At 70.0% G+C, this 21232-nt stretch carries 20 protein-coding genes; 6 read left to right on the top strand and 14 right to left on the bottom strand.

The features are described from left to right. Window positions 1-927, bottom strand: coding sequence for a S41 family peptidase (locus ACIQOU_RS04095; RefSeq protein ID WP_401533695.1), 927 nt, complete (start codon window positions 925-927; stop codon window positions 1-3). Between the two features lie 96 nt (window positions 928-1023). Here ACIQOU_RS04095 and ACIQOU_RS04090 point away from each other — a divergent pair, with 96 nt between their 5' ends. Beyond that, entirely contained in the window at window positions 1024-1497 is a 474-nt protein-coding gene (locus tag ACIQOU_RS04090; protein WP_401533693.1) for an ArsR/SmtB family transcription factor, read from the top strand. Window positions 1498-1567: 70 nt separating this feature from the next. Beyond that, a complete protein-coding gene (locus tag ACIQOU_RS04085; protein WP_401533691.1) occupies window positions 1568-1951 on the top strand; it encodes a hypothetical protein in 384 nt (127 codons plus the stop codon). Between the two features lie 34 nt (window positions 1952-1985). Here ACIQOU_RS04085 and ACIQOU_RS04080 read toward each other — a convergent pair whose 3' ends face one another. The 4 genes from ACIQOU_RS04080 to ACIQOU_RS04065 form a co-directional block, all read right to left on the bottom strand. Continuing rightward, on the bottom strand, window positions 1986-3578 hold the full coding sequence (locus tag ACIQOU_RS04080; protein ID WP_401533690.1) for an NnrS multi-domain protein: 1593 nt from the start codon (window positions 3576-3578) through the stop codon (window positions 1986-1988). Between the two features lie 121 nt (window positions 3579-3699). Further along, window positions 3700-4359 carry a hypothetical protein gene (locus tag ACIQOU_RS04075; RefSeq protein WP_401533688.1) on the bottom strand — a complete coding sequence of 220 codons (660 nt, stop codon included), beginning with the start codon at window positions 4357-4359 and terminating at the stop codon, window positions 3700-3702. Between the two features lie 61 nt (window positions 4360-4420). Beyond that, entirely contained in the window at window positions 4421-5341 is a 921-nt protein-coding gene (locus ACIQOU_RS04070) for a hypothetical protein (protein WP_401533685.1), read from the bottom strand. Next, complete coding sequence (locus tag ACIQOU_RS04065; protein ID WP_401533682.1) at window positions 5338-7119, bottom strand: hypothetical protein; 1782 nt, start codon at window positions 7117-7119, stop codon at window positions 5338-5340. The genes ACIQOU_RS04070 and ACIQOU_RS04065 overlap by 4 nt, the downstream gene beginning before the upstream one ends. 86 nt (window positions 7120-7205) lie before the next feature. Between ACIQOU_RS04065 and ACIQOU_RS04060 the strand changes: the two genes are divergently transcribed. Further along, window positions 7206-7928: an NUDIX hydrolase gene (locus ACIQOU_RS04060; protein WP_401533680.1), complete on the top strand. Its 723-nt coding sequence runs from the start codon at window positions 7206-7208 to the stop codon at window positions 7926-7928. 414 nt (window positions 7929-8342) lie between these two features. On the opposite strand, the gene ACIQOU_RS04055 is transcribed toward ACIQOU_RS04060, so the two are convergent. Together ACIQOU_RS04055 and ACIQOU_RS04050 are read right to left on the bottom strand one after the other, a co-directional pair. After that, window positions 8343-9755 (bottom strand): class I SAM-dependent RNA methyltransferase, encoded by a 1413-nt coding sequence (locus ACIQOU_RS04055; RefSeq protein ID WP_401533677.1) that lies wholly within the window; start codon window positions 9753-9755, stop codon window positions 8343-8345. Window positions 9756-9821: 66 nt separating this feature from the next. After that, window positions 9822-11870: an APC family permease gene (locus ACIQOU_RS04050; RefSeq protein ID WP_401533676.1), complete on the bottom strand. Its 2049-nt coding sequence runs from the start codon at window positions 11868-11870 to the stop codon at window positions 9822-9824. 472 nt (window positions 11871-12342) lie between these two features. Here ACIQOU_RS04050 and ACIQOU_RS04045 point away from each other — a divergent pair, with 472 nt between their 5' ends. Both ACIQOU_RS04045 and ACIQOU_RS04040 read left to right on the top strand, forming a co-directional pair. Further along, the gene (locus ACIQOU_RS04045; RefSeq protein WP_401533675.1) at window positions 12343-13014 is read left to right on the top strand and encodes a potassium channel family protein; all 672 of its coding nucleotides are present in this window, start codon (window positions 12343-12345) and stop codon (window positions 13012-13014) included. Then, window positions 13014-13682, top strand: coding sequence for a potassium channel family protein (locus ACIQOU_RS04040; protein ID WP_401533674.1), 669 nt, complete (start codon window positions 13014-13016; stop codon window positions 13680-13682). The genes ACIQOU_RS04045 and ACIQOU_RS04040 overlap by 1 nt, the downstream gene beginning before the upstream one ends. 142 nt (window positions 13683-13824) lie before the next feature. Here the strand turns inward: ACIQOU_RS04040 and ACIQOU_RS04035 are convergent, their stop codons facing one another. The 7 genes from ACIQOU_RS04035 to ACIQOU_RS04005 form a co-directional block, all read right to left on the bottom strand. Continuing rightward, complete coding sequence (locus tag ACIQOU_RS04035) at window positions 13825-14574, bottom strand: DUF3159 domain-containing protein (protein WP_401533672.1); 750 nt, start codon at window positions 14572-14574, stop codon at window positions 13825-13827. A gap of 3 nt (window positions 14575-14577) precedes the next feature. Beyond that, a complete protein-coding gene (locus ACIQOU_RS04030; RefSeq protein ID WP_401533671.1) occupies window positions 14578-14976 on the bottom strand; it encodes an OB-fold nucleic acid binding domain-containing protein in 399 nt (132 codons plus the stop codon). Between the two features lie 113 nt (window positions 14977-15089). Further along, on the bottom strand, window positions 15090-15776 hold the full coding sequence (locus tag ACIQOU_RS04025) for a response regulator (RefSeq protein WP_401533670.1): 687 nt from the start codon (window positions 15774-15776) through the stop codon (window positions 15090-15092). Continuing rightward, entirely contained in the window at window positions 15773-18325 is a 2553-nt protein-coding gene (locus ACIQOU_RS04020) for an ATP-binding protein (protein ID WP_401533667.1), read from the bottom strand. The genes ACIQOU_RS04025 and ACIQOU_RS04020 overlap by 4 nt, the downstream gene beginning before the upstream one ends. Before the next feature lie 376 nt (window positions 18326-18701). Next, the gene (locus ACIQOU_RS04015; RefSeq protein ID WP_401533666.1) at window positions 18702-19463 is read right to left on the bottom strand and encodes a DUF3710 domain-containing protein; all 762 of its coding nucleotides are present in this window, start codon (window positions 19461-19463) and stop codon (window positions 18702-18704) included. 1 nt (window position 19464) lies between these two features. Continuing rightward, on the bottom strand, window positions 19465-20028 hold the full coding sequence (gene dut / locus ACIQOU_RS04010) for a dUTP diphosphatase (RefSeq protein WP_401533665.1): 564 nt from the start codon (window positions 20026-20028) through the stop codon (window positions 19465-19467). Continuing rightward, entirely contained in the window at window positions 20025-20609 is a 585-nt protein-coding gene (locus ACIQOU_RS04005; protein WP_401533664.1) for a PaaI family thioesterase, read from the bottom strand. Before ACIQOU_RS04005 ends, dut begins: the two co-directional genes overlap by 4 nt. A 58-nt stretch (window positions 20610-20667) precedes the next feature. Here ACIQOU_RS04005 and ACIQOU_RS04000 point away from each other — a divergent pair, with 58 nt between their 5' ends. Continuing rightward, window positions 20668-21132, top strand: a complete 465-nt coding sequence (locus tag ACIQOU_RS04000) for a DUF3093 domain-containing protein (RefSeq protein WP_401533663.1) — start codon at window positions 20668-20670, stop codon at window positions 21130-21132. Window positions 21133-21232 lie beyond the last annotated feature (100 nt).

The following is a 21232-nucleotide window of genomic DNA, read 5'->3' as shown; positions in this document are numbered from 1 at the left end:
TCAGGCCCCGGCGGCGACCGGCGGCCGCAGGGAGATGTGGTCGAGGGCGGCGGCGTGCGCGACCTTCAACGCCCCGTCGGCCGGTGCCTCGATGTCCGGCACCACACCGACGCCCTCCCAGTCGGTGCCGGTGACCGGGTTGATGGAACGGCTGGTGGGAATGCCCGCCTCCAGGTTCGGGTGCACCCGGACGCCGATACGGGGGTGGGCGCCGCCCGCGGTGACCTCGCCGACGAGGGTGACCCGGCCGGCGTGGCGCAGGTCGTGGGCGAGCGCCTCGCCGCCGGAGTAGGTCTGGCGGCTGGTCAGCACATAGACCGGGCGCTCGGTCCCGTACCGCGGGCCGGGCACATGCGGCAACGTCCAGTACTGCCGCGTCAGGTCCTTGGCGCGGTCGTAGACGTCGGTGAGGTGGGTGCCGGAGGGGAGGAGATAGGTGCAGAAGTACGCGAGGGCGCCCGGGTCGCTGCCGATGCAGTGCCGCAGGTCGATGATGAGCGCCTCGGTGTGGCGCAGGACGCGCATCGCGGCCGCGATCTCGTCGCCGACGAGATGGACGCCGAAGAGCGCCGGCTCGATCTCCAGCAGCCCGATGTTCCCGGCCAGCCTCTCGATCCGCCCGATGCCGCTCATGGTGGCGTGCACCCGGCGCTCGATGACGGCGTTCAGGGCCGCTCCCTCGGGCAGGTCGGGGAGGGGCCTGGGGTGGTGGATGAGTTGCAGATGGCTGTCGTCGTTGCACCGCTGGAGATCCTCGGTGACCACGGAGGCGAGGGTGGCCGGATCGGTGACGGCGGCGTACCGGCCGGTGCGTACGGCCTCGTCCAGCCGTCGCGCGACGCGCTCGCCGACCTCGGGGAAGACGTAGCGGGTGCGGACCAGTTCGCTGATCTCCGCCACGATCCGGTCGGTCTCTTCGCGTTCCATGGAGTGCTCCGTTCTCGGGCCCGCAGGCGCCGTGCCGTCAGTACACAGGGCCGCCGATCAAAGCGTCAAGGAATCACGACAGTTACAGTTGACGGTATGGCTGACCACGTCCCCGGCGAAGCGCCGCGTGTCTCGGACGCCGAGCGGCACAAGGCGATGGGCCACCCGACACGGCAACTGCTGCTCTCCTGGCTCGGCCGCGGCCCCGCCACGATCAGCCAGTTGGCGGGCTCGCTCGGGGTGGCCAAGGGCAGCGTCGGCTACCACCTCAAGGTGCTGCACGGCGCGGGTCTCGTGCACGTCTGCGAGACCCGCCGGGTCCGCGGCGGCACCGAGCGCTACTACCGCCGCACGCCCCCCACCGCCGCCCCGCCGACGCAACCCCGCCCCGCCGAACTCCCCCCGCCCGACAACGAACCCCTCACGATCCTCCGCCACCTCCACCTGACCCCCACCCAGGCCACCCACCTCCGCACCACCCTGGCGGAACTGGCCGAGAACACACCCCCGCAGACCGAATCCCCGAACGCCGCCCACTACGCCCTCCTCCTCACCCTGTACCGCCGCTGAACCCACCGGCCCGCCCCGCCGCACGGCAGGCCGAGCGGGTATACCTGGGCCGAGAGAAGTGAGGTGACCCGTGGTCAGATGGATCGTGCTGGTGCTGCTGCTGGCGCCGCCTGTGCTGTTCTTCGCGATACTGATCGGCGCGGCGCTCCACCGCCTGAAGCCGAACCCGACCTATTCGACGCCGCGCCCGACACCTCCTCCGGCCCCACCGTCCGTCCCACGGGTACCGGCACCGAGGAGTAACCCCGTTTCGTCCGACGAGACCAACGCCTGGCTCGCGGAGTACCGACGCGCGCACCCCAACGCCACTCCGGAGATGGAGAGGGCCGCCGCACGCGAGTTCCACAAGGACAGAACGGAGTACCGCGGCATGCGACCGGGCATGAAGGCCGCACACAAGGCGATCGAAAAACAACGCCGCACAACCAACTGGAACACCGACTGGACCGACTGAGACCGCCCGTCTCAGACGGAGGCGCTGGTACGCGTCAGGCGTCCTTCGGCAGGCTCGCGTACGAGAAGGAGCACCGGACCCGGCCATCGGCCACCGGGACGAGGCGCACCTGCTCGGCGGGCAACTGGAGCACTCTGCCCGCCGGTTCATCCCACAGCGACACCGTTCCGCCGGCCTCCCCGAACGAGAGGTACGGCCGCTCGGGACGGAGCACGCCACCCCGGCTGCCGAGTTTCGCCGCGGGAACCGTCGGCTCGACGCACGTCCACTCCGGCGCCACCCCGAAGTACGACGGCGGAACCGTCTTCCGGACCGCGGCCGCGCGGACGTCCTTCACCGCGTCTCCCGCCGAGTCGAGCGCCCCGATCGCGCACATCGCCACCACCGTCATCTGGGTGAGGACGTACAGCGGGACGCCGAGCTGTTCGACAGGGCTGACGAACGGGGCGTGCACATGCTTCGCGATCCCCCACAGCGCCGGCACGAGCAGGGCGTAGCTGAGCAGGCTCGACAGCTTCACCGCCGATGCGGCCTGCCAGACCCCCGGAACGTCGAGGTCACCGGGTGTCAGCCCGAGACGCACCGCGTACAGCGCGTGCAGCACCGATCCGGACGCCACCACGAAGGACACGACCGCCGTGAACACGAGCGGCGCCGCCCAGGCCAGCCACTCGCCCCACGCCCACTGGCGGACCAGCAGCCAGATCCCGCCCACGGTCGCCGTGACGGCAAAGAACGACAGCATCTCCGCCGGGGTCCAGCCGCTGCCGTCCTTGCCCGCGCCGAACGCGACAAAAAGGAAGCAGACGGACGCCGCACTGACCACGAAAAGGCTCGTCACGCGACCGCCGGCCTCGAACATGCCGTACGCCAACCGGGCTCCTCCGGCGAAGCACACCACCGCCGCACCGGCCCACACCCACGTCTGCACACCACTGTGGTGCCGGGCGACCACGGCGCAGAAGGTCATGGCGAACAGCCAGGCCGCGAGGCGGAACGTACGACGCCGACCGTCTTCGTCGCGACGCGGCACGATGTGCCGTCGCTCCCGGCCGTAGAGCGGCCGTACGTCGATGCCAGCCCCCGGAGCGGAACCGCCGGGCAGGTCCATGCGGGAGAGCCGGCGGGCTTCCGACGCCGTACCCGTGACCACCATGCCCGTGTCGTGGTAGCCACGCCGCACCGAGGTCCGCGCACGCGCCAGCACCGCCGCGTTGCGCAATCCCTCCATCGACGTCCGCGGCCGGGGGACGGGTGCGCGCGGTGGTCTGTGGGCCACCGTATGCACCCGCCAGCCGGTCAGCTCCTCCCGGTCCCGGTCCACCACCTCGCAACGCCGGGCGTACATCTCCAACCCGGCCACCCGTGCCAGCCGCTCCACCCGCCAGGTGGCCGCCCGCTCGGTGCGCCGGTTGCGGGCCCCGAAGAACCGCACCTCGACGGAGTACAACCGTGCCGGTTCGGCCTCGCTCAGCACACCCCGCGACGCGCCCTCCCCACGGGCGAACGCCGTCACGACCGGCCAGCCCTGCCGGTCGAACAGCAGCTCCGCCTCGTCCCAGTCGCGCTGCTCCCCCCGTACCTCGACGAGCACCAAAACCCGTTGGTCATAACGAACCCCCGGCATCAGCCCCCCTCTCACCAGACTCCGAACGTACAACGGCCCGGTACCGCGGTGGACATCGAGCGGCGCACCCGCGCCGTGCTCCCCCTGGTTCAGTCGCGCCTGGCCATCGGGGCGGTAGAGGTCAGGGAGTAGGGCGGGCTGAGGAACTGTTCGTCCACGCCACGTCGAACTGCTGGAGGGCTATCGAGTACAGGAGTCCGGGGGCCCGGGCGTATAGGCAAGGGGAGTTCCTGCCGTGGCTGGAGCTGCTGTAGAAGGTGAGGTAGGCTGCCCGGTCCGTGGCGATCACACGGCAGGTGTTGGGGAGGTTGAAGCTGCGCAGTTGTACGTGGGGCTGCGCGCGGGTCACCTGAGCCATGTAGTCCATGTTCGCCCGAACCTGGTTCTTGAGCAGGTCGGGCGTGAAGCCGGGATCGAAGAGGCGCAGATCCTGTGAGCGTCGGTCGAGCCAGGAGTCGCCCGGTGCGAGCGTGTCGGGCAGCAGCACCTGGACGGACCCCGGGGATAGCTCCCCCGACCACAGAGGCGAGAAGACCTCGCGGGTGAGTACGTTTCCTCGTCCCGCCAAGACCTTGATCCAACTGGCTCGACCGAGGTCGCGGGCGATGTCGCCTTCAGCGGACGACTGGTGACGGTACACACGGGCGAGCCCGGTGCCGGTGAGGCGCGAGCAGACCGCGACCAGCCACCACAGAGGGCGGGAGCCGCGTACGAGGCCGAGTACGAGGCCGATCGCGCTGGCTGCGAGCGAACTGAGTATTCCGAACAGGAAAGCAGTCATGCGAGCCATCTCCCTGTGTATGCCTGATCTCGGGCGGGCGGATTTGGCGTTTCGCGGAGAGTCAGCAGAGATAGGGCAAGAGTTCTCGTAGGATGTATGCGGCGTTCCGGGCCGCCAGCTCGTGAAAGTCGTGGCCCTTATCCTGGTCGGCATTGTCGGACACGCCCCGGATGACGATCCAGCCGGGATTGGTGGCGCCATGGACTGAGTTCTCCTGCCAGTACTGACTCAGTCCGCCGGCTTCCATGTCCACCGCCAGGACCTTCTCGTGATACTTCTTGAGCCATTCGCGAATGTCGCTCTCCCGGTCGGCGATGACGGCTTCACCAGATCCGATCAATCCTGGGTAGACTTCGAACTCCTCCGATACGTGCGTGGCAACTTGGCCATGAATCCGTGCCGGAGTTCCGTGATCGGTAAAGAAGGCGTTCACCGCGTGGACAACCGGCGCGGGAGCCTGGCGGTGTTCCCCGCGCCGGCGGACGTCCCCCAGCGGGTTGATCTTGCGGTTCTCGTAGTACACGATCTCGGTGGAGACGACGACGTTGCCGACACGCGCGTGCTGATCGTGGATTCCACCGCCCACGCCCACGAGCGCCCACAGCCGCGGGGCGTAGTGGCGACGCAGGTTTTCCAGGGCGGCCATCGCCGAGCGCTGCCCCTGGCTCTGACTCTGCGTGGCCACGATGCGTGCGGTCACCTGCGGAGTAGCGTGTTCGCCCTGGTAGAAATATAGTCCGCCGCCCACCCTGTGCCGTTCGAGTTTCAACTCGTCCACTACGGAGCGCAGTTCCTCACTCAAGATCGTGACCACACCAATGTCCCATCCGGCGGAGTCCGGTTCGTCGTCCGAGCCGACCTCGGCGGGGCGCGTGGAGTGGGAGGAGGGCGCGGTCAGGGAGACGCAAGCGTGCTCCCCGATGGCGTTGTTGCTGTAAGTGTTGTGGTCGCCGTGGCTGACGATTCCGCGATTGGCGTTCATTTACTTCCTCCACCGCTGGGATTGGTGCCTGACGATTCTTGTGCGGACGCGCCGACCTGGGCAGCGTCGCCCACGGCGTTGTTGCTGAAATTGTTGTTGTCGCCGAAGTTGAAGATGCCACTATTGATGATTTTGGTCGCGCGGTCATTGAACTCGGACGCATCCACGTCGTGAGTGGCCAGGAAGTCACCGGTAGCCCGGAGTAGCCGGCGCTCAATCGTCTTCATCCGGCCGAGAATTTCGGTCTTTTCTAGTTGGATCTTGGACCATTCTTGCGCCGACTTCTCTCGTATGCTCATGCGGCTGCCGATCAGAACGTTACGGATTGGCGTGGAGGTGAGGTCGCGGGGAAATATGACTGCTTTTCCCAGGGAATAGAGATAGCGCACGAGTCGCCAGGAGTGTCGGATCTCCGAAGGCAGTATGGCCAGCTCACGCAGAGCCGCCCAGGCGACTGCCAGGACACCATGGTGCCCAAATTCTGCGGTGCGCTGGAAAGATCTCGGCGTGTGGGCGAGGACGCACGCGGCGGTGGAGATGCTCAGCGTGCGCCCTTGAACGCTGATGTGCAGCAGGACCGTCGCGACGAACTCAGCCCCTTCCGCGGGAGTGGTCACTTCAAGGAAGTGGTACTCCTTCGATCCTGGCGTGTTAATGATTTCCCGCAGCCGGATTGCGTCGAATTCGCGGGTCAGAAGCGAACGGTCAATCGCCACATCGGTCTCGGCAACGTACACGCGGTCGGTGACTCGTGCCGGAAGCCGGACGTCCTGACTGTCGGTGTCGAGCAGCTGGACCGCCTCGCGGAGATAGTCGACCAGTTCATGCGCCCGGAACGGAGGGACGGGGTGCTCACGGTCGTGCAGCGGCGCGCCGTCGTCGTCAGAGGGGCGGAGCAGTTGGATGCTCATGGGCGGGTTCCACTGGTAGACCAGCTCACCCGCCCCGATGAAGGGTGACTCGTCGCCGAACAGTGTGAAGACAGCGAAGTCGTCCTCGTCATCGTCCTCGCTGTGACGAGCGCGGCGGTAGACCGCACAGGGATGGCGCTGCTCCATGTCTGCCGCCTGCTCCCGGCGGGACAGGTACCGAGGCCGCAGAGTCGGTGCCCGCATGATGCGGTGGAGTATCAACTGCTTCACGGCTCCGACGCCGAGGCATACGAACGTGATACCCGCGCCTATGTGGATGGCGGTAGTCGCCTGGCGCGGATGGGTGAGCGCGAACATCAGGCCGACTAGCGTCAGGGACAGCGCAGCCCAGCCGACACGTCTGAGGGCGCGTGCACTCTCCGAATACCTACGAGGGAACAGCCATCTCAACAGAGCCCGAGGGCCCCGCACCGGCCCCAGCCCCCGGCGCGTGGACTTCCGCGCCCTCCGTCTGCTGGGCCTGGTCCGCCCGATCCGGTCGAGCTCCGGCTCCCGGTCCAGCTTCCTCAGCTCGACGGCGAGCGGAATCAGGCACAGGAGAGCGAGACCGCAGGAGACCATGACGGCGGTGGGCAAGGCGCCAAGGTAGACCGGGACACTCACCGCGCCGGCCACCGTCCCCCGTAGCAGCGCGGTCAGCGCGGCGGCCCGCCACGCATGGCGCATGACGGGGACGATGTCAAACCCGTAAGACGGGGCGACCCTGCGGTACGGGACGGTGCACACCTCGTCGATCACGAGATCCCGGAAGCGCTCGTCCACGTATACGCCGCTGCATAAGTGACGGGTGGCAGCGGACAATTCGTCACCCACCGCCTTGGCTGGTGGCGCATGGGAAGTGAACATGCCCTGCCCCTGCCCTCGTTGGATTTTGGTCTATGAGACCATAAGTCGAGCAGGTGTTTAAGTCAATGCGACCTTTAGGGGTTCTCGTGGATGACTGGCTCAAAGACTCCACTGAGGTGGATGTGTCCTGGGTGACTGTCGACCTGGCGATCTACACGATCAGGTCCGGGCAGTTGATGGTGCTGCTGATCGAGCGAGGGGTGGAACCTTTCCTTGGCCGGCCTGCGCTACCCGGTGGTTACGTCCAGAAGGACGAGACCTTGCGTGAAGGCGCGCTCCGCGAACTCCGCGAGGAGGCCGGAATTGACGGGAAGAAGTTGCATCTCGAACAACTCGGCGCCTACGGGGACCCTCGACGCGACCCGAGGGGGCGAGTGGTCACGATCGCCTATCTCGCATTGGGGCCGGACCTGCCAGCCCCCGTAGGCGGCACCGACGCCAGGCGCGCCTACTGGGCTCCCGTGTCCCAGCTGGAAGGCGAAGGAGCGGCGTTGGCGTTTGATCATGCGGCGATCCTTGACGAGGCCGTGGAGCAGGTCCGCAGCAAGCTCGAATACACCGCCGTCGCCACGGCCTTCTGCGGGGACCTCTTCACCCTCAGCGAGTTGCGCGCGGTCTACGAAGTCATCTGGGACCAGCAACTGGACCCGAGTAACTTCCGCCGCAAGGTGCTCAACACCACGGGCTTCGTCAAGCCCACCGGCGACCAACGCTTCCCTCCCACCGGCCGCCCGGCCGCCCTCTACCGCCGCGGTGACGCCTGGCTGCTCAACCCGCCGCTGCTGCGCGGTGCCGGGCACACGATGTGACTCGGGCCCGAAGTCGAGGGGTGCCTGCGGTCGACCCCGCCATACCGCCTTCGGTCAAACCGTCGTCCAGCCCACCGCGCTGAGGCGGGTCACGCCGAGGCAAACTCCCTGACGCTGGATATGCCGTACGACGACGCGGCCCGCGCCGGATCACGCCCGTGGGCCACCATCAGGTACCGGGCCCCCCGAGCCCGCACAGCACATTGCGCCATGCCCAGTCGGTCTGCACCCAGCGTCGCCTGCCCTCATCGCACCAGCGATGCTCAGCACCCTGACGTGGTTTGACCTGCCCAACAAGGCACCTGACACCTCATCAGAACGAGCGTCAAATGAGCGTCACGAGCGTCATTTCAGCTTCACGACACCGCCCGTAACGCCCGCACCGCACATACCGTGCACGCGAAAACCCGCAGCTCAGGCACCCTTAGCGGCAGGCTCCAAAATCGCCACGCACTCCATGTGATGCGTCATCGGAAACAGGTCGAACACCCGCAGCACCCGTACCCGGTACCCGCCCTCCCGGAAGTACCCCAGGTCGCGGGCGAGGGCGGCCGGGTCGCAGGCCACGTAGGCGATGCGGCGGGCGGCGAGGGAGGCGAGGTGGGCGACCGTCTTGCGGCCCGCGCCCGCGCGAGGGGGGTCGAGGACGATGAGGTCGACCTCACTGATGCCCGTGCGCGGCAGCACCGTGTCGACCTTGCCCTGCTCGATCCGCACCCGGGGGAAGTCCTCCAGGTTGTGCCGCGCGTCCTCGACCGCACGCTTGCCGGACTCGATGCCGAGCACCGCGCCCGCCTCCCCGAGCCGGTCCGCGAGGGCGCCCGCGAAGAGGCCGGCGCCGCAGTACAGGTCGAGGGCGGTCTCGCCCTTGCGGGGCATCAGGCCCTGCATGACGGCGGTCACGAGGGTGTCGGCCGCCTTCGGGTGGACCTGCCAGAAACCGCCGTTGCCCACCCGGTAGGTGCGGCCGTCGGCCCGCTCGCGGACGAACGGGCGGCCGTGGACGCGGTGGACGCCGCCGTCCTTCTCACCGACCCGCAGGACGGAGACCGGCCGGTCCAGTTCGACGATCGGGAGGCGCTCGCCGAGTGCCGGGGTGAGGATGACCTGCCGGTCCTGCGACCCGGTCGCGGCGATCGCGTCGACGGACTCCATGCCCGACCAGTCGCGCTTCTCGATGCCCAGCTCGCTGATCCCGGGCGCCGCGATCATGCAGTGGTCGATGGGCTCGACCTCGTGCGAGCGGTGCCGGCGCAGCCCCGCGTGCCCGTCCGCGTCCACCGCGTACTGCACCCGCGTCCGCCACTGCGGGACCTCGCCCGAGGGCAGCTTGTCGCCGTCGGCCGGCATCACCGTGCCGTCCCAGCCGGCCTCCTCCGGGGTGAGCCCCGCGAGCCGCTGGAGCTGCTCCGCGACGACCTCGCCCTTGAGCCGGCGTTGCGCTCCCGGCTTGGCGTGCTGCCAGTCGCAGCCGCCGCAGCGGCCGGGACCGGCGTAGGGGCAGGGCGCCTCGATGCGGTCCTTGGACGGGGTGAGCACCTCGACCGCGTCGGCGCGCAGGAAACGGGCGCCCTCCTCGCCGTCGGTCACCCGGGCCACGACCCGCTCGCCGGGCAGCGCGTGCCGGACGAAGAGCACCTGGCCCGCGTCGGTGCGGGCGATGCAGTGGCCGCCGTGCGCGACGGGCCCGACCTCGACCTCGTACTCCTCCCCCACCAGGGAGACCGCCGGGGATTCCGCCGGTGATGCCACCGGGGATTCCGCCGGCGTTTCCGTCGGAGTGCCTGCCTCGGACCCCGCCTGCGTTTTCTTCGGTTCTGCCTGCATGGCGGGGTGACTCCAAGATCAAGAGGGGGGTGGCCCGGTCGACGGGCCCGACATCAGCCCTCCACTCTAGTTCCTGGTGCCGGTCTCCTTCGCCCGCTCCTCGGCGGGCCCCCGCCGCACCGAACCCGGCGCGTTCCACTCCTGCCGCCTGCGGGCGCGGTTGCGGGCCGCCTCGGAGGACTGGAGCTGGTAGGGGACAGACGTCACCATGATGCCCGGGGTGAACAGGAGCCGGCCCTTCAGGCGCAGCGCGCTCTGGTTGTGCAGCAGGTGTTCGTACCAGTGGCCGACCACGTACTCGGGGATGATCACGGCGACCGCGTCGCGTGGTGATTCCTTGCGCAGGCTCTTGACGTACTCGATGATCGGCCGCGTGATCTCCCGGTACGGCGAGTCCAGGACCTTCAGCGGAACGTCCATCCCGCGCCGTTCCCACTCCTCGCGCAGCACCTTGGTCTCGGCCGGGTCGACGTTGACGGTGAGCGCCTCCAGGGTGTCGGAGCGCATCAGCTTGGCGTAGGCGAGGGCGCGCAGGGTCGGCCGGTGGATCTTGGAGATCAGGACGACCGAGTGGACCCGGGAGGGCCGCACGCTGTCGTCGCCGGGGCCCTCGGGGGCGGCGATCTCGGCGGCGACGCCGTCGTAGTGCTTACGGATCGCCGTCATCGTCGTATAGAAGATGACCATGCCGAGCAGGGCGACCCAGGCGCCGTGGGTGAACTTGGTGACCAGGACGACGACCAGGACCAGGCCGGTGAAGAAGGCTCCGAAGGAGTTGATGGCGCGCGAGCGGACCATGTGGCGGCGGGTGGCGAGGTCGCGCTCGGTGGCCAGATGGCGGTTCCAGTGCCGGACCATGCCGATCTGGCTGAGCGTGAAGGACACGAACACGCCGACGATGTAGAGCTGGATCAGCCGGGTGGAGTCGGCGCCGTAGATCACGATCAGCAGGGTCGCGGCGCCCGCGAGCAGCACGATGCCGTTGGAGAAGGCGAGGCGGTCGCCGCGGGTGTGCAGCTGGCGGGGGAGATAGCGGTCCTGGGCGAGGATCGAGCCGAGCACCGGGAAGCCGTTGTAGGCGGTGTTGGCGGCCAGGAACAGCACGAGCGCGGTGGCCGCCGCGAGCACCACGAACAGGAAGCTGCCCTTGCCGAAGACGGCCTCGGCGACCTGCGTGATGACCGGGTTCTGGACGTATCCGGAACCGATTCCGGCGCCGTTCTTGAGGAGGTCGACGGCGGGGTTCTCGGCCATCCTGACCTTGGTCACCAGGGCGAGGACGATGATCCCGCAGAACATGGTGACGGCGAGCAGGCCCATGGCGGCCAGCGTGGACGCCGCGTTCTTCGACTTGGGCTTGCGAAAGGCCGGGACGCCGTTGGAGATGGCCTCGACGCCGGTGAGCGCGGCGCAGCCGGAGGAGAAGGCGCGCAGCAGCAGGAAGACCAGGGCGAAACCGGCCAGGCCCTGGTGCTCGGCCTTGATGGTGTAGCCGGCGGTGGGCGCCCGCATGGTGTCGCCGAGGACCAGGCCGCGGAAGGCGCCCCAGGCGATCATGATGAAGACACCGGCGACGAACACATAGGTGGGGATGGCGAAGAGCTTGCCGGACTCCTTGACCCCGCGCAGGTTCATCAGCGTGAGCAGCACGATCACGGCGACGGCGCAGGCGACCTTGTGCTCGACGACGAACGGGAGGGCGGAGCCGAGATTCTCGATGCCGGAGGCGATGGAGACGGCGACCGTGAGGACGTAGTCGACGAGCAGGGCGCTGGCCACGGTGAGGCCGGCCTTGGGGCCGAGGTTGGTGGTCGCCACCTCGTAGTCGCCGCCACCGCTCGGGTAGGCGTGCACGTTCTGCCGGTAGGACGCCACCACGGTGAACATCAGCACGACCACCGCGAGGGCGATCCAGGGGCTGAAGTGGTACGCCGACACGCCCGCGACGGACAGGACCAGCAGCACCTCGCCGGGCGCGTAGGCGACGGAGGACAGCGGGTCGGAGGCGAAGACGGGGAGGGCGATGCGCTTGGGCAGGAGGGTTTCTCCCAGCCGGTCACTGCGCAGTGCGCGCCCGATCAGAATCCGCTTGGGCACGTCGGTCAGTTTGGACACAACAGTGCATCGTAGGCGTTCGAACGAGTGCGCAACCACTCTCCCCCACTCTCGGCGCCCCCAAGCAGCGGACCCCGGTGCCCGCGTCTGCTCTCCGAGTGAATTCGGGACCGTCCGCGCGGCGGATTCCGCAGGTCGCCGACGTGCGCGCCGAAGCCCGTGCCTAGATGGCTGACCCCGCAGGTTCCCTGGTCCTTCACCTCTTTCTTACCGTTTTGGCAGCTCGCCGTTCACCGCCCCGGAGGTCGTATGCCCGCCCCAGCTGAGCTGATCGGTGCCGTGGCGGCGCTGGTCGGCCTCGTGCTTCTCACCCTCGCGAGCATCCGCAGCATCAGCAGGCGCTGACCTCACCGCAGTCGTGGCGGCAACCGTGCACAGGGGTGCCCTCCGTGTACCGCGCGTGTGTAGCTTGGGCGTCGGTCTGAGACCCTGATGTGGCTGAGCAGTATCTCTTGACACCGGAAGGACGGTCGTGCACATCGTCATCATGGGCTGCGGCAGAGTGGGTTCCGCTCTCGCCCAGACCCTGGAGCAACAGGGGCACACGGTCGCCGTGATCGACCAGGACCCCACCGCCTTCCGCCGTCTGGGCCCCGGGTTCGGTGGCCGTCGGGTCACGGGGGTCGGCTTCGACCAGGACACCCTGCGCGAGGCCGGCATCGAGGAGGCCGGTGCCTTCGCCGCCGTCTCCAGCGGTGACAACTCGAACATCATCTCGGCCCGGGTGGCCCGCGAGATGTTCGGCGTGGAGAACGTCGCGGCCCGCATCTACGACCCCCGCCGCGCCGAGGTCTACCAGCGCCTGGGCATCCCCACGGTGGCGACGGTCCGCTGGACGGCCGACCAGATGCTGCGCCGGCTGCTCCCCTCGGGCGCCGAGCCGCTGTGGCGCGACCCCACCGGCGGGGTCCAGCTCGCCGAGGTGCACACGTCGGCCGCCTGGGTCGGCCACAAGATCAGCAGGCTCCAGGAGGAGACGGGCGTCCGGGTGGCGTTCGTGACCCGGCTCGGCGAGGCCATCCTGCCGACCTCGCAGACGGTGCTCCAGGAGGGCGATCTGGTGCACGTGATGATGCGCACCGACGAGATCGACACGGTCGAGGCCGCGTTCACCAAGGGTCCCGAAGAGGAGGGCGGTCACTGATGAGGGTCGCCATTGCCGGTGCCGGTGCGGTCGGCCGCTCGATCGCGGGCGAGCTGCTGGAGAACGGGCACGAGATTCTGCTGATCGACAAGGCGCCGACGGCCATCTCGGTCGAGCGCGTCCCGCGGGCGGAGTGGCTGCTCGCCGACGCCTGCGAGATCACGTCCCTGGACGAGGCGGCGCTCCAGCGCTGCAACGTCGTCATCGCCGCGACCGGCGACGACAAGGTGAACCTGGTCGTCTCGCTGCTCGCCAAGACGGAGTACGGCGTTCCGCGCGTCGTCGCCCGCGTCAACAACCCCAAGAACGAGTGGCTCTTCAACGAGTCCTGGGGCGTCGACGTCGCCGTCTCCACCCCGCGTCTGATGTCGGCCCTGGTCGAGGAGGCGGTGAGCGTCGGCGACCTGGTCCGCCTGCTCCGCTTCAGCCACGGGGACGCCAACCTCGTCGAACTGACCCTCCCCGAGGAGTCGGCGCTGGCCGGTACCCAGGTCGGCGACGTGGAGTGGCCCGAGGACACGTCCCTGGTGACGATCATCCGGGGCACCCGGGTCCTCACCCCGACCCAGGAGGACTCCCTGGAAGCAGGAGACGAACTCCTCTTCGTCGCCGCCCAGGCGAGGGAGGAACAGCTGGAGGACCTCCTCTCGGTGAGACGCGAGAACTGACCCCCGAGACGGACAAGAAGCAGGGTGCCCCGGGCAAGAAGGGGCGCCCTGCTTCGTCGTGGTCGCCCGTTCAGGGCCGAAGCGGGGGCACGGGGGCGGCAGCCCCGCAACGCGGGCCGGCATCCACGCCGGGTGCCCCTGCCTACCGGCGATGCCGACCGGTGACGTCGCCGCCCTCAGCGGCCAGCGCCGTGCGCTCCTCCTCCGCCTTCTCGGCGGCTTCCATCTCCGCGAACACGTCGATCGGCGCGGGCGCCTTCGCCAGGAACACCCACGTCAGCCACACGGCGAGCAGGAACGGCGGGATCTTGAGGGCGACCAGCACCCAGCCCAACTGCGCCGTATTGGCCCACAGGTACAGCGGGAAGAGGATCGCGCACTTGGCGAGAAGGATGAGCCCCCAGGCCCAACTGGCCTTCGCGTACGCCTTCTTGCGCCCGGGGTTGCGGGTCCGCCAGGAGAGGTTCTCCTTGAAGACGGGACCGAGGATCAGCCCGATCAACGGCACCCCGCACACCGTCGTGACGATGTACGCGAGCGCCAGCCCCAGCGTGTAGAGCATGCCCGGCAGATAGAAGTCCTTGGCGTTGCCGGTCATCATCGCGAAGACGACACCGAAGGCGACGCCGAAGACCCCGCTGAACGCGTGCTTCATGGTGCTGCGGGTGACCAGGCGGCCCACCACGAGCAGCAGGGAGACGACGAGCGCGGCGATCGCGGACCAGTGCAGGTCCTTGTTGATCGTGAAGATGGTGACGAAGAGGAGGCCGGGCAGCACCGTCTCGACCATGCCCCGCACCCCGCCGAACGCCTCGAACAGCGCGGCCTCGGTCACCGCCCTGGCGTCGTCGTCGGCCTGAGTGTCTTCGGTCGGCTTGTCGAGCGACGTCACCGGCTACTCCCGTCCGAGGGGTTTCAGTTCGTATTTCGGGTTGAACAGCACCCGGCGGCCTCTGCTCATCGCGATCCGGCCGGACGCGACGAGCCTGCGTCCCGGTTCGATCCCGACGATGGAACGGCGGCCGAGCCACACCACGTCCAGCGCCGCGGAGCCGTCGAACAGCTCGGCCTCCAGGGCGGGGACCCCGGCGCGTGGCCGGAGGGTGACCGTGCGCAAGGTACCAGTAACGGTGACGATCTGCCGGTCGTGGCAGTCACCGATACGGGTGCAGCCCGAGGTCTCGGTCTCCTCCCGCAGCTCCTCGGACTCCAGGTCCTCCTGCGAGGTGGAGAGCCGGTCGAGCATGCGTCGCAACCGGCCCACCGGTTTGTCCGAACGAGGAACGGCACTCATACCCGAAAGCGTACCGGGACCCACCGACAGCACCGCACGCGCGCCCGGTCCCGCGGCCGACCCGGGCCTCGTCGCCGTTGCGCAGGCGCCGTACGCGGGCGTCGTACCCGGCGTCAGCGCTCGAAGCGGTACCCCATGCCCGGCTCGGTGATGAAGTGGCGGGGGTGCGACGGGTCGGTCTCCAGTTTGCGGCGCAGCTGGGCCATGTAGACGCGCAGGTAGTTGGTCTCGGTCCCGTAGGAGGGGCCCCACACCTCCTGGAGCAGCTGTTTCTGGCTGACCAGGCGGCCGGTGTTGCGGACCAGGACCTCCAGCAGATGCCACTCGGTGGGGGTGAGGCGGACGTCCTTGCCGTCCCGGTGGACCTTCTTGGCGGCGAGGTCGACGGTGAACTGTTCGGTCTCCACGGTCGTCAGCTCGTCCTCGCCCGCGCCGACGGGTTCGGCCCGGCGGACGGCGGCCCGCAGCCGGGCGAGGAGTTCGTCCATGCCGAACGGCTTGGTGACGTAGTCGTCGGCGCCGGCGTCGAGGGCCTCGACCTTCTCGTCGGAGGAGTGCCGGGCGGACAGCACCAGGATCGGCACCCGGGTCCAGCCGCGCAGGCCGCGGATCACCTCGACGCCGTCCATGTCGGGCAGGCCCAGGTCCAGGACGATCACGTCGGGGTGGCGGGCGGCGGCCAGTTCGAGGGCGGTGGCCCCGTCGTGGGCCGCGTCGACCTCGTACTTGCGGGCCTTGAGGTTGATCACGAGGGCGCGCACGATCTGCGGCTCGTCGTCGATCACGAGCACCCGGGTCATGAGGCCTGCCTTTCGGGTTCTTGCGGTGGTACGGGGTGGGGCTGCTCCTGGCGTGATCCTGCCGCCTGGAGGGTGAGGACCATGGTGAGGCCGCCGCCTGGCGTGTCCTCGGCGGTGAGGGAGCCGCCCATGGCCTCGGCGAAGCCGCGCGCGACGGCGAGCCCGAGGCCGACGCCGGCTCCGCGCGGGGCGTCACCGTAGCGCTGGAAGGGCGCGAAGATGCGTTCCTTGGCCTCGTCGGGGACGCCGGGGCCGCGGTCGACCACCCGGACCTCCACCCGGTCGGCGATGGCGCTGGCGGCCACCAGGACGTCGTTGTCGCGCGGGCTGTACTTGACGGCGTTCTCGACCAGGTTGGCGACCGACCGTTCCAGGAGCCCGGGGTCGACGGCGACCATGGGCAGCGTCTCCGGGACGTCGAGGGCGACGCTGTCCTCGGGGACGCCGACGAGCGCCATCGGCACCACCTCGTCGAGGTCGATCTCGCGGATCAGCGGGGTGACGGTGCCGGTCTGGAGGCGGGACATGTCGAGCAGGTTGCCGACCAGGTGGTCGAGGCGGTCGGCGCCCTCCTCGATGCCTTCGAGCAGTTCGGCCTGGTCCTCCTCCGACCAGGCCACGTCGTCGGAGCGCAGGGAGGAGACGGCGGCCTTGATGCCGGCCAGCGGGGTGCGCAGGTCGTGGCTGACGGCGGCGAGCAGGGCGGTGCGGATGCGGTTGCCCTCGGCGAGGGTGCGGGCCCGGTCGGCCTCCTCCTGGAGGCGCCTGCGGTCCAGGACGACGGCGGCCTGCGCGGCGAACGCGGCGAGCACCCGGCGGTCCTCGGCGGGCAGCACCCGGCCGGTCAGCGCGAGCGCCATGTGGTCGCCGACGGGCACGTCCACGTCCGCCTCCTCCGGCCGTCGGACGGCGCGTCCGGTGCCGACGCGGCCCGCGCAGGTCCACGGCGCGACGTCGCCCGCCCGCTCCAGCAGGGCCGCGGACTCCATGCCGAACGTCTCCCGGACCCGTTCGAGCAGGTCTTCGAGGCCGGTCTCGCCGCGCAGCACGTTGCCCGCGAGGAAGGAGAGGATCTCGGACTCGGCGCGCAGCCGGGCGGCCTGGTGGGTGCGGCGGGCGGCGAGGTCGACGACGGAGGCCACCGAGACGCCGACCCCGACGAAGATCGCGATGGCGACGATGTTCTTCGGGTCGGAGATGGTCCAGCGGTGCAGGGGCGGTGTGTAGAAGTAGTTCAGCAGCAGCGAGCCGACGGCGGCCGAGGCCAGCGCGGGCAGCAGGCCGCCGAGCAGGGCGGCGGCGACCGTCACCGCGAGGAACAGCAGCATGTCGTTGGCGAGGCCGAGGTTGACGGTGTTCAGGAGCAGCGCGAGCAGGACGGGGCCGCCGACGCCGATCAGCCAGCCCCACAGGATGCGGGCCCGCCCGAGCCGCCCGCCCCGGGCGACCGGGAGGCCGCGGCCCTTGCCGGCCTCGGGGTGGGTCATGAGGTGGACGTCGAGGTCGGGTCCCGAGTCGCGGGCGACGGTGGCGCCGACGCCGGGTCCGAAGACGTACTGCCAGGTCTTGCGGCGGGAGACGCCCAGCATGATCTGGGTGGCGTTGACGCCGCGCGCGAAGGCGAGCAGGGCGGCCGGTATGTCGTCGCCGACGACATGGTGGAACGTTCCACCGAGGTCCTCCACCAGGGTGCGCTGGACGGCGAGTTCCTTGGGCGAGGCGCCGGTCAGGCCGTCGCTGCTGGCGATGTAGACGGCGAGCACCTCGCCGCCCGCGCCCTTCTCGGCGAGCCGGGCGGCGCGCCGGATCAGGGTGCGGCCCTCGGGTCCGCCGGTCAGTCCGACGACGATGCGTTCCCGTGAGCCCCATATCTTCGAGACCCGGTGTTCGCTGCGGTACCGCTGGAGGTACTCGTCGACGCGGTCGGCCACCCAGAGCAGGGCGAGTTCGCGCAGGGCGGTGAGGTTGCCGGGGCGGAAGTAGTTGGAGAGGGCCGCGTCGACCTTGTCGGGCTTGTAGACGTTGCCGTGGGCCATGCGGCGGCGCAGCGACTCGGGCGACATGTCGACCAGCTCGATCTGGTCGGCCCGGCGCACCACCTCGTCCGGCACGGTCTCGCGCTGGCGTACGCCGGTGATGGACTCGACGACGTCGCCGAGCGACTCCAGGTGCTGGATGTTGACGGTGGAGACGACGTCGACGCCGGCCGCGAGGAGTTCCTCGACGTCCTGCCAGCGCTTGGCGTTGCGGGAGCCGGGCACATTGGTGTGGGCGAGTTCGTCGACCAGGGCGACCTGGGGGGCGCGGGCGAGGACGGCGTCGACGTCCATCTCGGTGAAGGCGGCACCGCGGTGCTCAAGGGTGCGCCTGGGCACCTGTTCGAGGCCGTGCAGCATGACCTCGGTGCGGGGGCGGTCGTGGTGCTCGACGAAGCCGACGACGCAGTCGGTGCCCCGCTCCACCCGGCGGTGGGCCTCGGCGAGCATGGCGTACGTCTTGCCGACGCCCGGTGCCGCACCGAGGTATATCCGAAGCTTGCCGCGTCCCATGGCCTCATTGTCTTCCGGTCGACCGCCGCCTGCGCAGCGTCGACCTTACGGCCGGTTCTCGCGGCGGAACGGGCCGTGGAGGGGCGCGGGCCGGTCCTTGACGCAACTCTGACGCCCGCCGCCCCACCCGGGGTGGTCGCCGTGCGTGAGGGGCCCCGGCGACGCAGAGGCCGTCGGTTCCGGGCGGGCGGTCGCGCGGGGTCGGCGTCCAGGTGGGAGGCACGGGGATGCCGAGGCGGTGGCGCAGGGCGGGGCTCCTGGCGGGGCCGGTGCCGACGGCGGACGGGGCCTCGCAGCGAGCGGCGGCCGTCACGGGTCCCGGCACACGGAAGGGCCGCACCCCAGTGGAGGGGTACGGCCCTGTGCGTCGTGCGGGTCAGCGGACCTCGGTGATCTCCGGTCCGCGCTGGAGCTGGCCCATGCCGCCCGAGAAGCGGGAGTTCTCCTCCTGCTGCTGCACACCCTCGGGGACCATCTGGGCGTCGTTCGGGAGCTTCAGGACGATCGGGTCGCGGGGCGCCATCGGGCCCTCGCCGCGCACCACGACGGTGTCCCGGAAGATCTGCTCCAGCACCCCGGCCGCCTGCGGCTGCACCGCGCCCTGCCCGGAGATCACCCCGCGCAGGAACCAGCGCGGGCCGTCCACGCCGACGAACCGTACGACCTGGAAGCCGCCCGTGCCGTCCGGCAGCTGCACCGGCACCTGCGCCCGCAGCTCCCAGCCGAGGGGACCCTCGACCTCGTCGACGATGCCGCCCTGCTGGGTGATGCCGCCCGCGATCTCGTCGCGGACCTCGCCCCAGATGCCCTCGCGCTTGGGTGCGGCGAAGGCCTGGAGCTGGACGGCGCTGTCGCGCAGCACGACCGTCGCCGCGACGATCGCGTCACCGGCGACCTCGACCCGAAGCTCCATGCCGTCGACACCCGGCACGAACAGACCTCCCAGGTCCACCCGGCCCTCTGCGGGGTCGCGGACCTCGGTGTCGTCCCAGGGCCCGTCGGGCCGGGGCTCGGGCTCCAGGCGCGCGCGCTCGCGCGTGCCCTGCGCACCGTCCTCGGTGTCCACGCTGTCGACGACCTGCTCGGCCTCGCCGGCCGCGTCCTCGGCGGCACCCTTCTTGTTGCGACGTCCGAACACGTCACTGTCCTTCCCGGTCGGATACGACCGAAGCGTATCGATTCCCACCCGTTGCACCGCCGTCGGCGGCCTCACCGATTGTGCTGCCCGTCCGGGCCACCGCGGCATGACCGCCGGTGGACCCGAAGCCCCCTCCGGCCCGCGCCGAGTCGGGAAGCTCCGCCACCTCCTGGAAGCGGACCCTCTCGACCTGCTGGACGACCAGTTGGGCGATCCGGTCGAAGCGCTCGAACCGCACGGTCTCGCGCGGATCGAGATTCACCACGATCACCTTGATCTCCCCACGGTACCCGGCATCAACCGTCCCTGGGGCATTCACCAGGGCGACACCGCAGCGGGCGGCGAGGCCGGAACGGGGGTGCACGAAGGCCGCGTACCCCTCCGGGAGCGCGAGGGACACCCCCGTCGGCAGCACGGCCCGCTCACCGGGAGCGAGGGCGCACCCCTCGGTGGTGCGCAGATCGGCGCCCGCGTCCCCGGGATGCTCGTACGACGGAAGCGGAACGTCCGCGTCGACGCGCCGGATCAGCACGTCCAGGGGCTCACGGCTGCTCACAGGGGTCACGGGTTCACCTCGAAGGCGCGTGCGCGCCGGCTCTGGTCCGGGTCGTCCATGGCCGCGCGGATCTCCTCCGGGCGGCCGTTGTCGAGGAAGTGCTCGACCTTCACCTCGACGAAGAGGGCGTCGGCGCGGACGGCGACGGGGCCGTCGGGGCCGCCGATCCGTCCGGTGGCGGTGGAGTAGATCTTCCGCCCGGCCACGGCCGTCACCTCGGCGGCCAGGTGCAGCACGGCTCCCACCGGCACCGGCCGCACGAAGTCCGTCTCCAGCCGTCCGGTGACGGCGATCTTCCGCAGCATCCAGTTCAGCGAGCCGAGCGTCTCGTCGAGCGCGGTGGCCAGCACCCCGCCGTGCGCGAGCCCCGGCGCGCCCTGGTGGGCGGGGCGTACGGTGAACTCCGCGACGACGCCGACCCCCTCGCCCGCCCGCGCCACCAGGTGCAGCCCGTGGGACTGCCCGCCGCCGCATCCGAAACACTGTTCGTAGTGCGCACCGAGCGGCTCCCCGGGCGCGGGAGCGTCAGGGTGCCGAACGGGTCTGACCGCGTCGGCGGGGGGCTCAAGAGCTGCGGACGTAGCACTCACAGCCGCAGACCTTACCCGCGCGTCGGCCCGTTCCGGACACCGTGCCAAGCTTGGCTCCATGCAGCTTTCCGCCGCCCCGTACGAAGAACGCCTCACCGCCCCGCGGTCCTGGTGGTTGATCTCCCTGCTGGTCGGGCTCGCGATGGCCCTGATCATGCTTCCGTTCGGCACCCTTCCGCTCCTCGGCGGCCTGGTCGGCGGCACCGCGGTGGCCGCCGTCATGGCGAGCGCGTACGGCTCGGTGCGGATTCGGGTGGTCGGCGACTCGCTGATCGCGGGCGAGGCCAAGATCCCCCTGAAGGCGCTGGGCACGTCGGAGATCATGGACGCCGAGGAGGCCCAGGCCTGGCGCACCTACAAGGCCGACACCCGCGCCTTCCTGCTGCTGCGGGCCTACATCCCCACCGCGCTGCGCGTGGAGGTCACCGACCCCGAGGACCCGACGCCGTACCTGTACCTGTCGACGCGCGAGCCGCAGCGCCTCGCCGAGGCCCTGCGCGCGGGCCGCGAGTCCGCCGCTTAGATGAATGAGTCCGATGTTTTCAGTGGTCGTAGGCGATGAGTGAGCGTTTGACTGTGGCTCCGGTGTGCCAGTTGTGCCAGATCGCGGTGGCGAGGGCGAG

Source organism: Streptomyces sp. NPDC091279, assembly GCF_044757465.1.
Classification (GTDB): Bacteria; Actinomycetota; Actinomycetes; order Streptomycetales; family Streptomycetaceae; genus Streptomyces.
The sequence above is the reverse complement of the archived record's forward strand: the minus strand, read 5'-3'. Positions and strand labels throughout refer to the sequence as shown.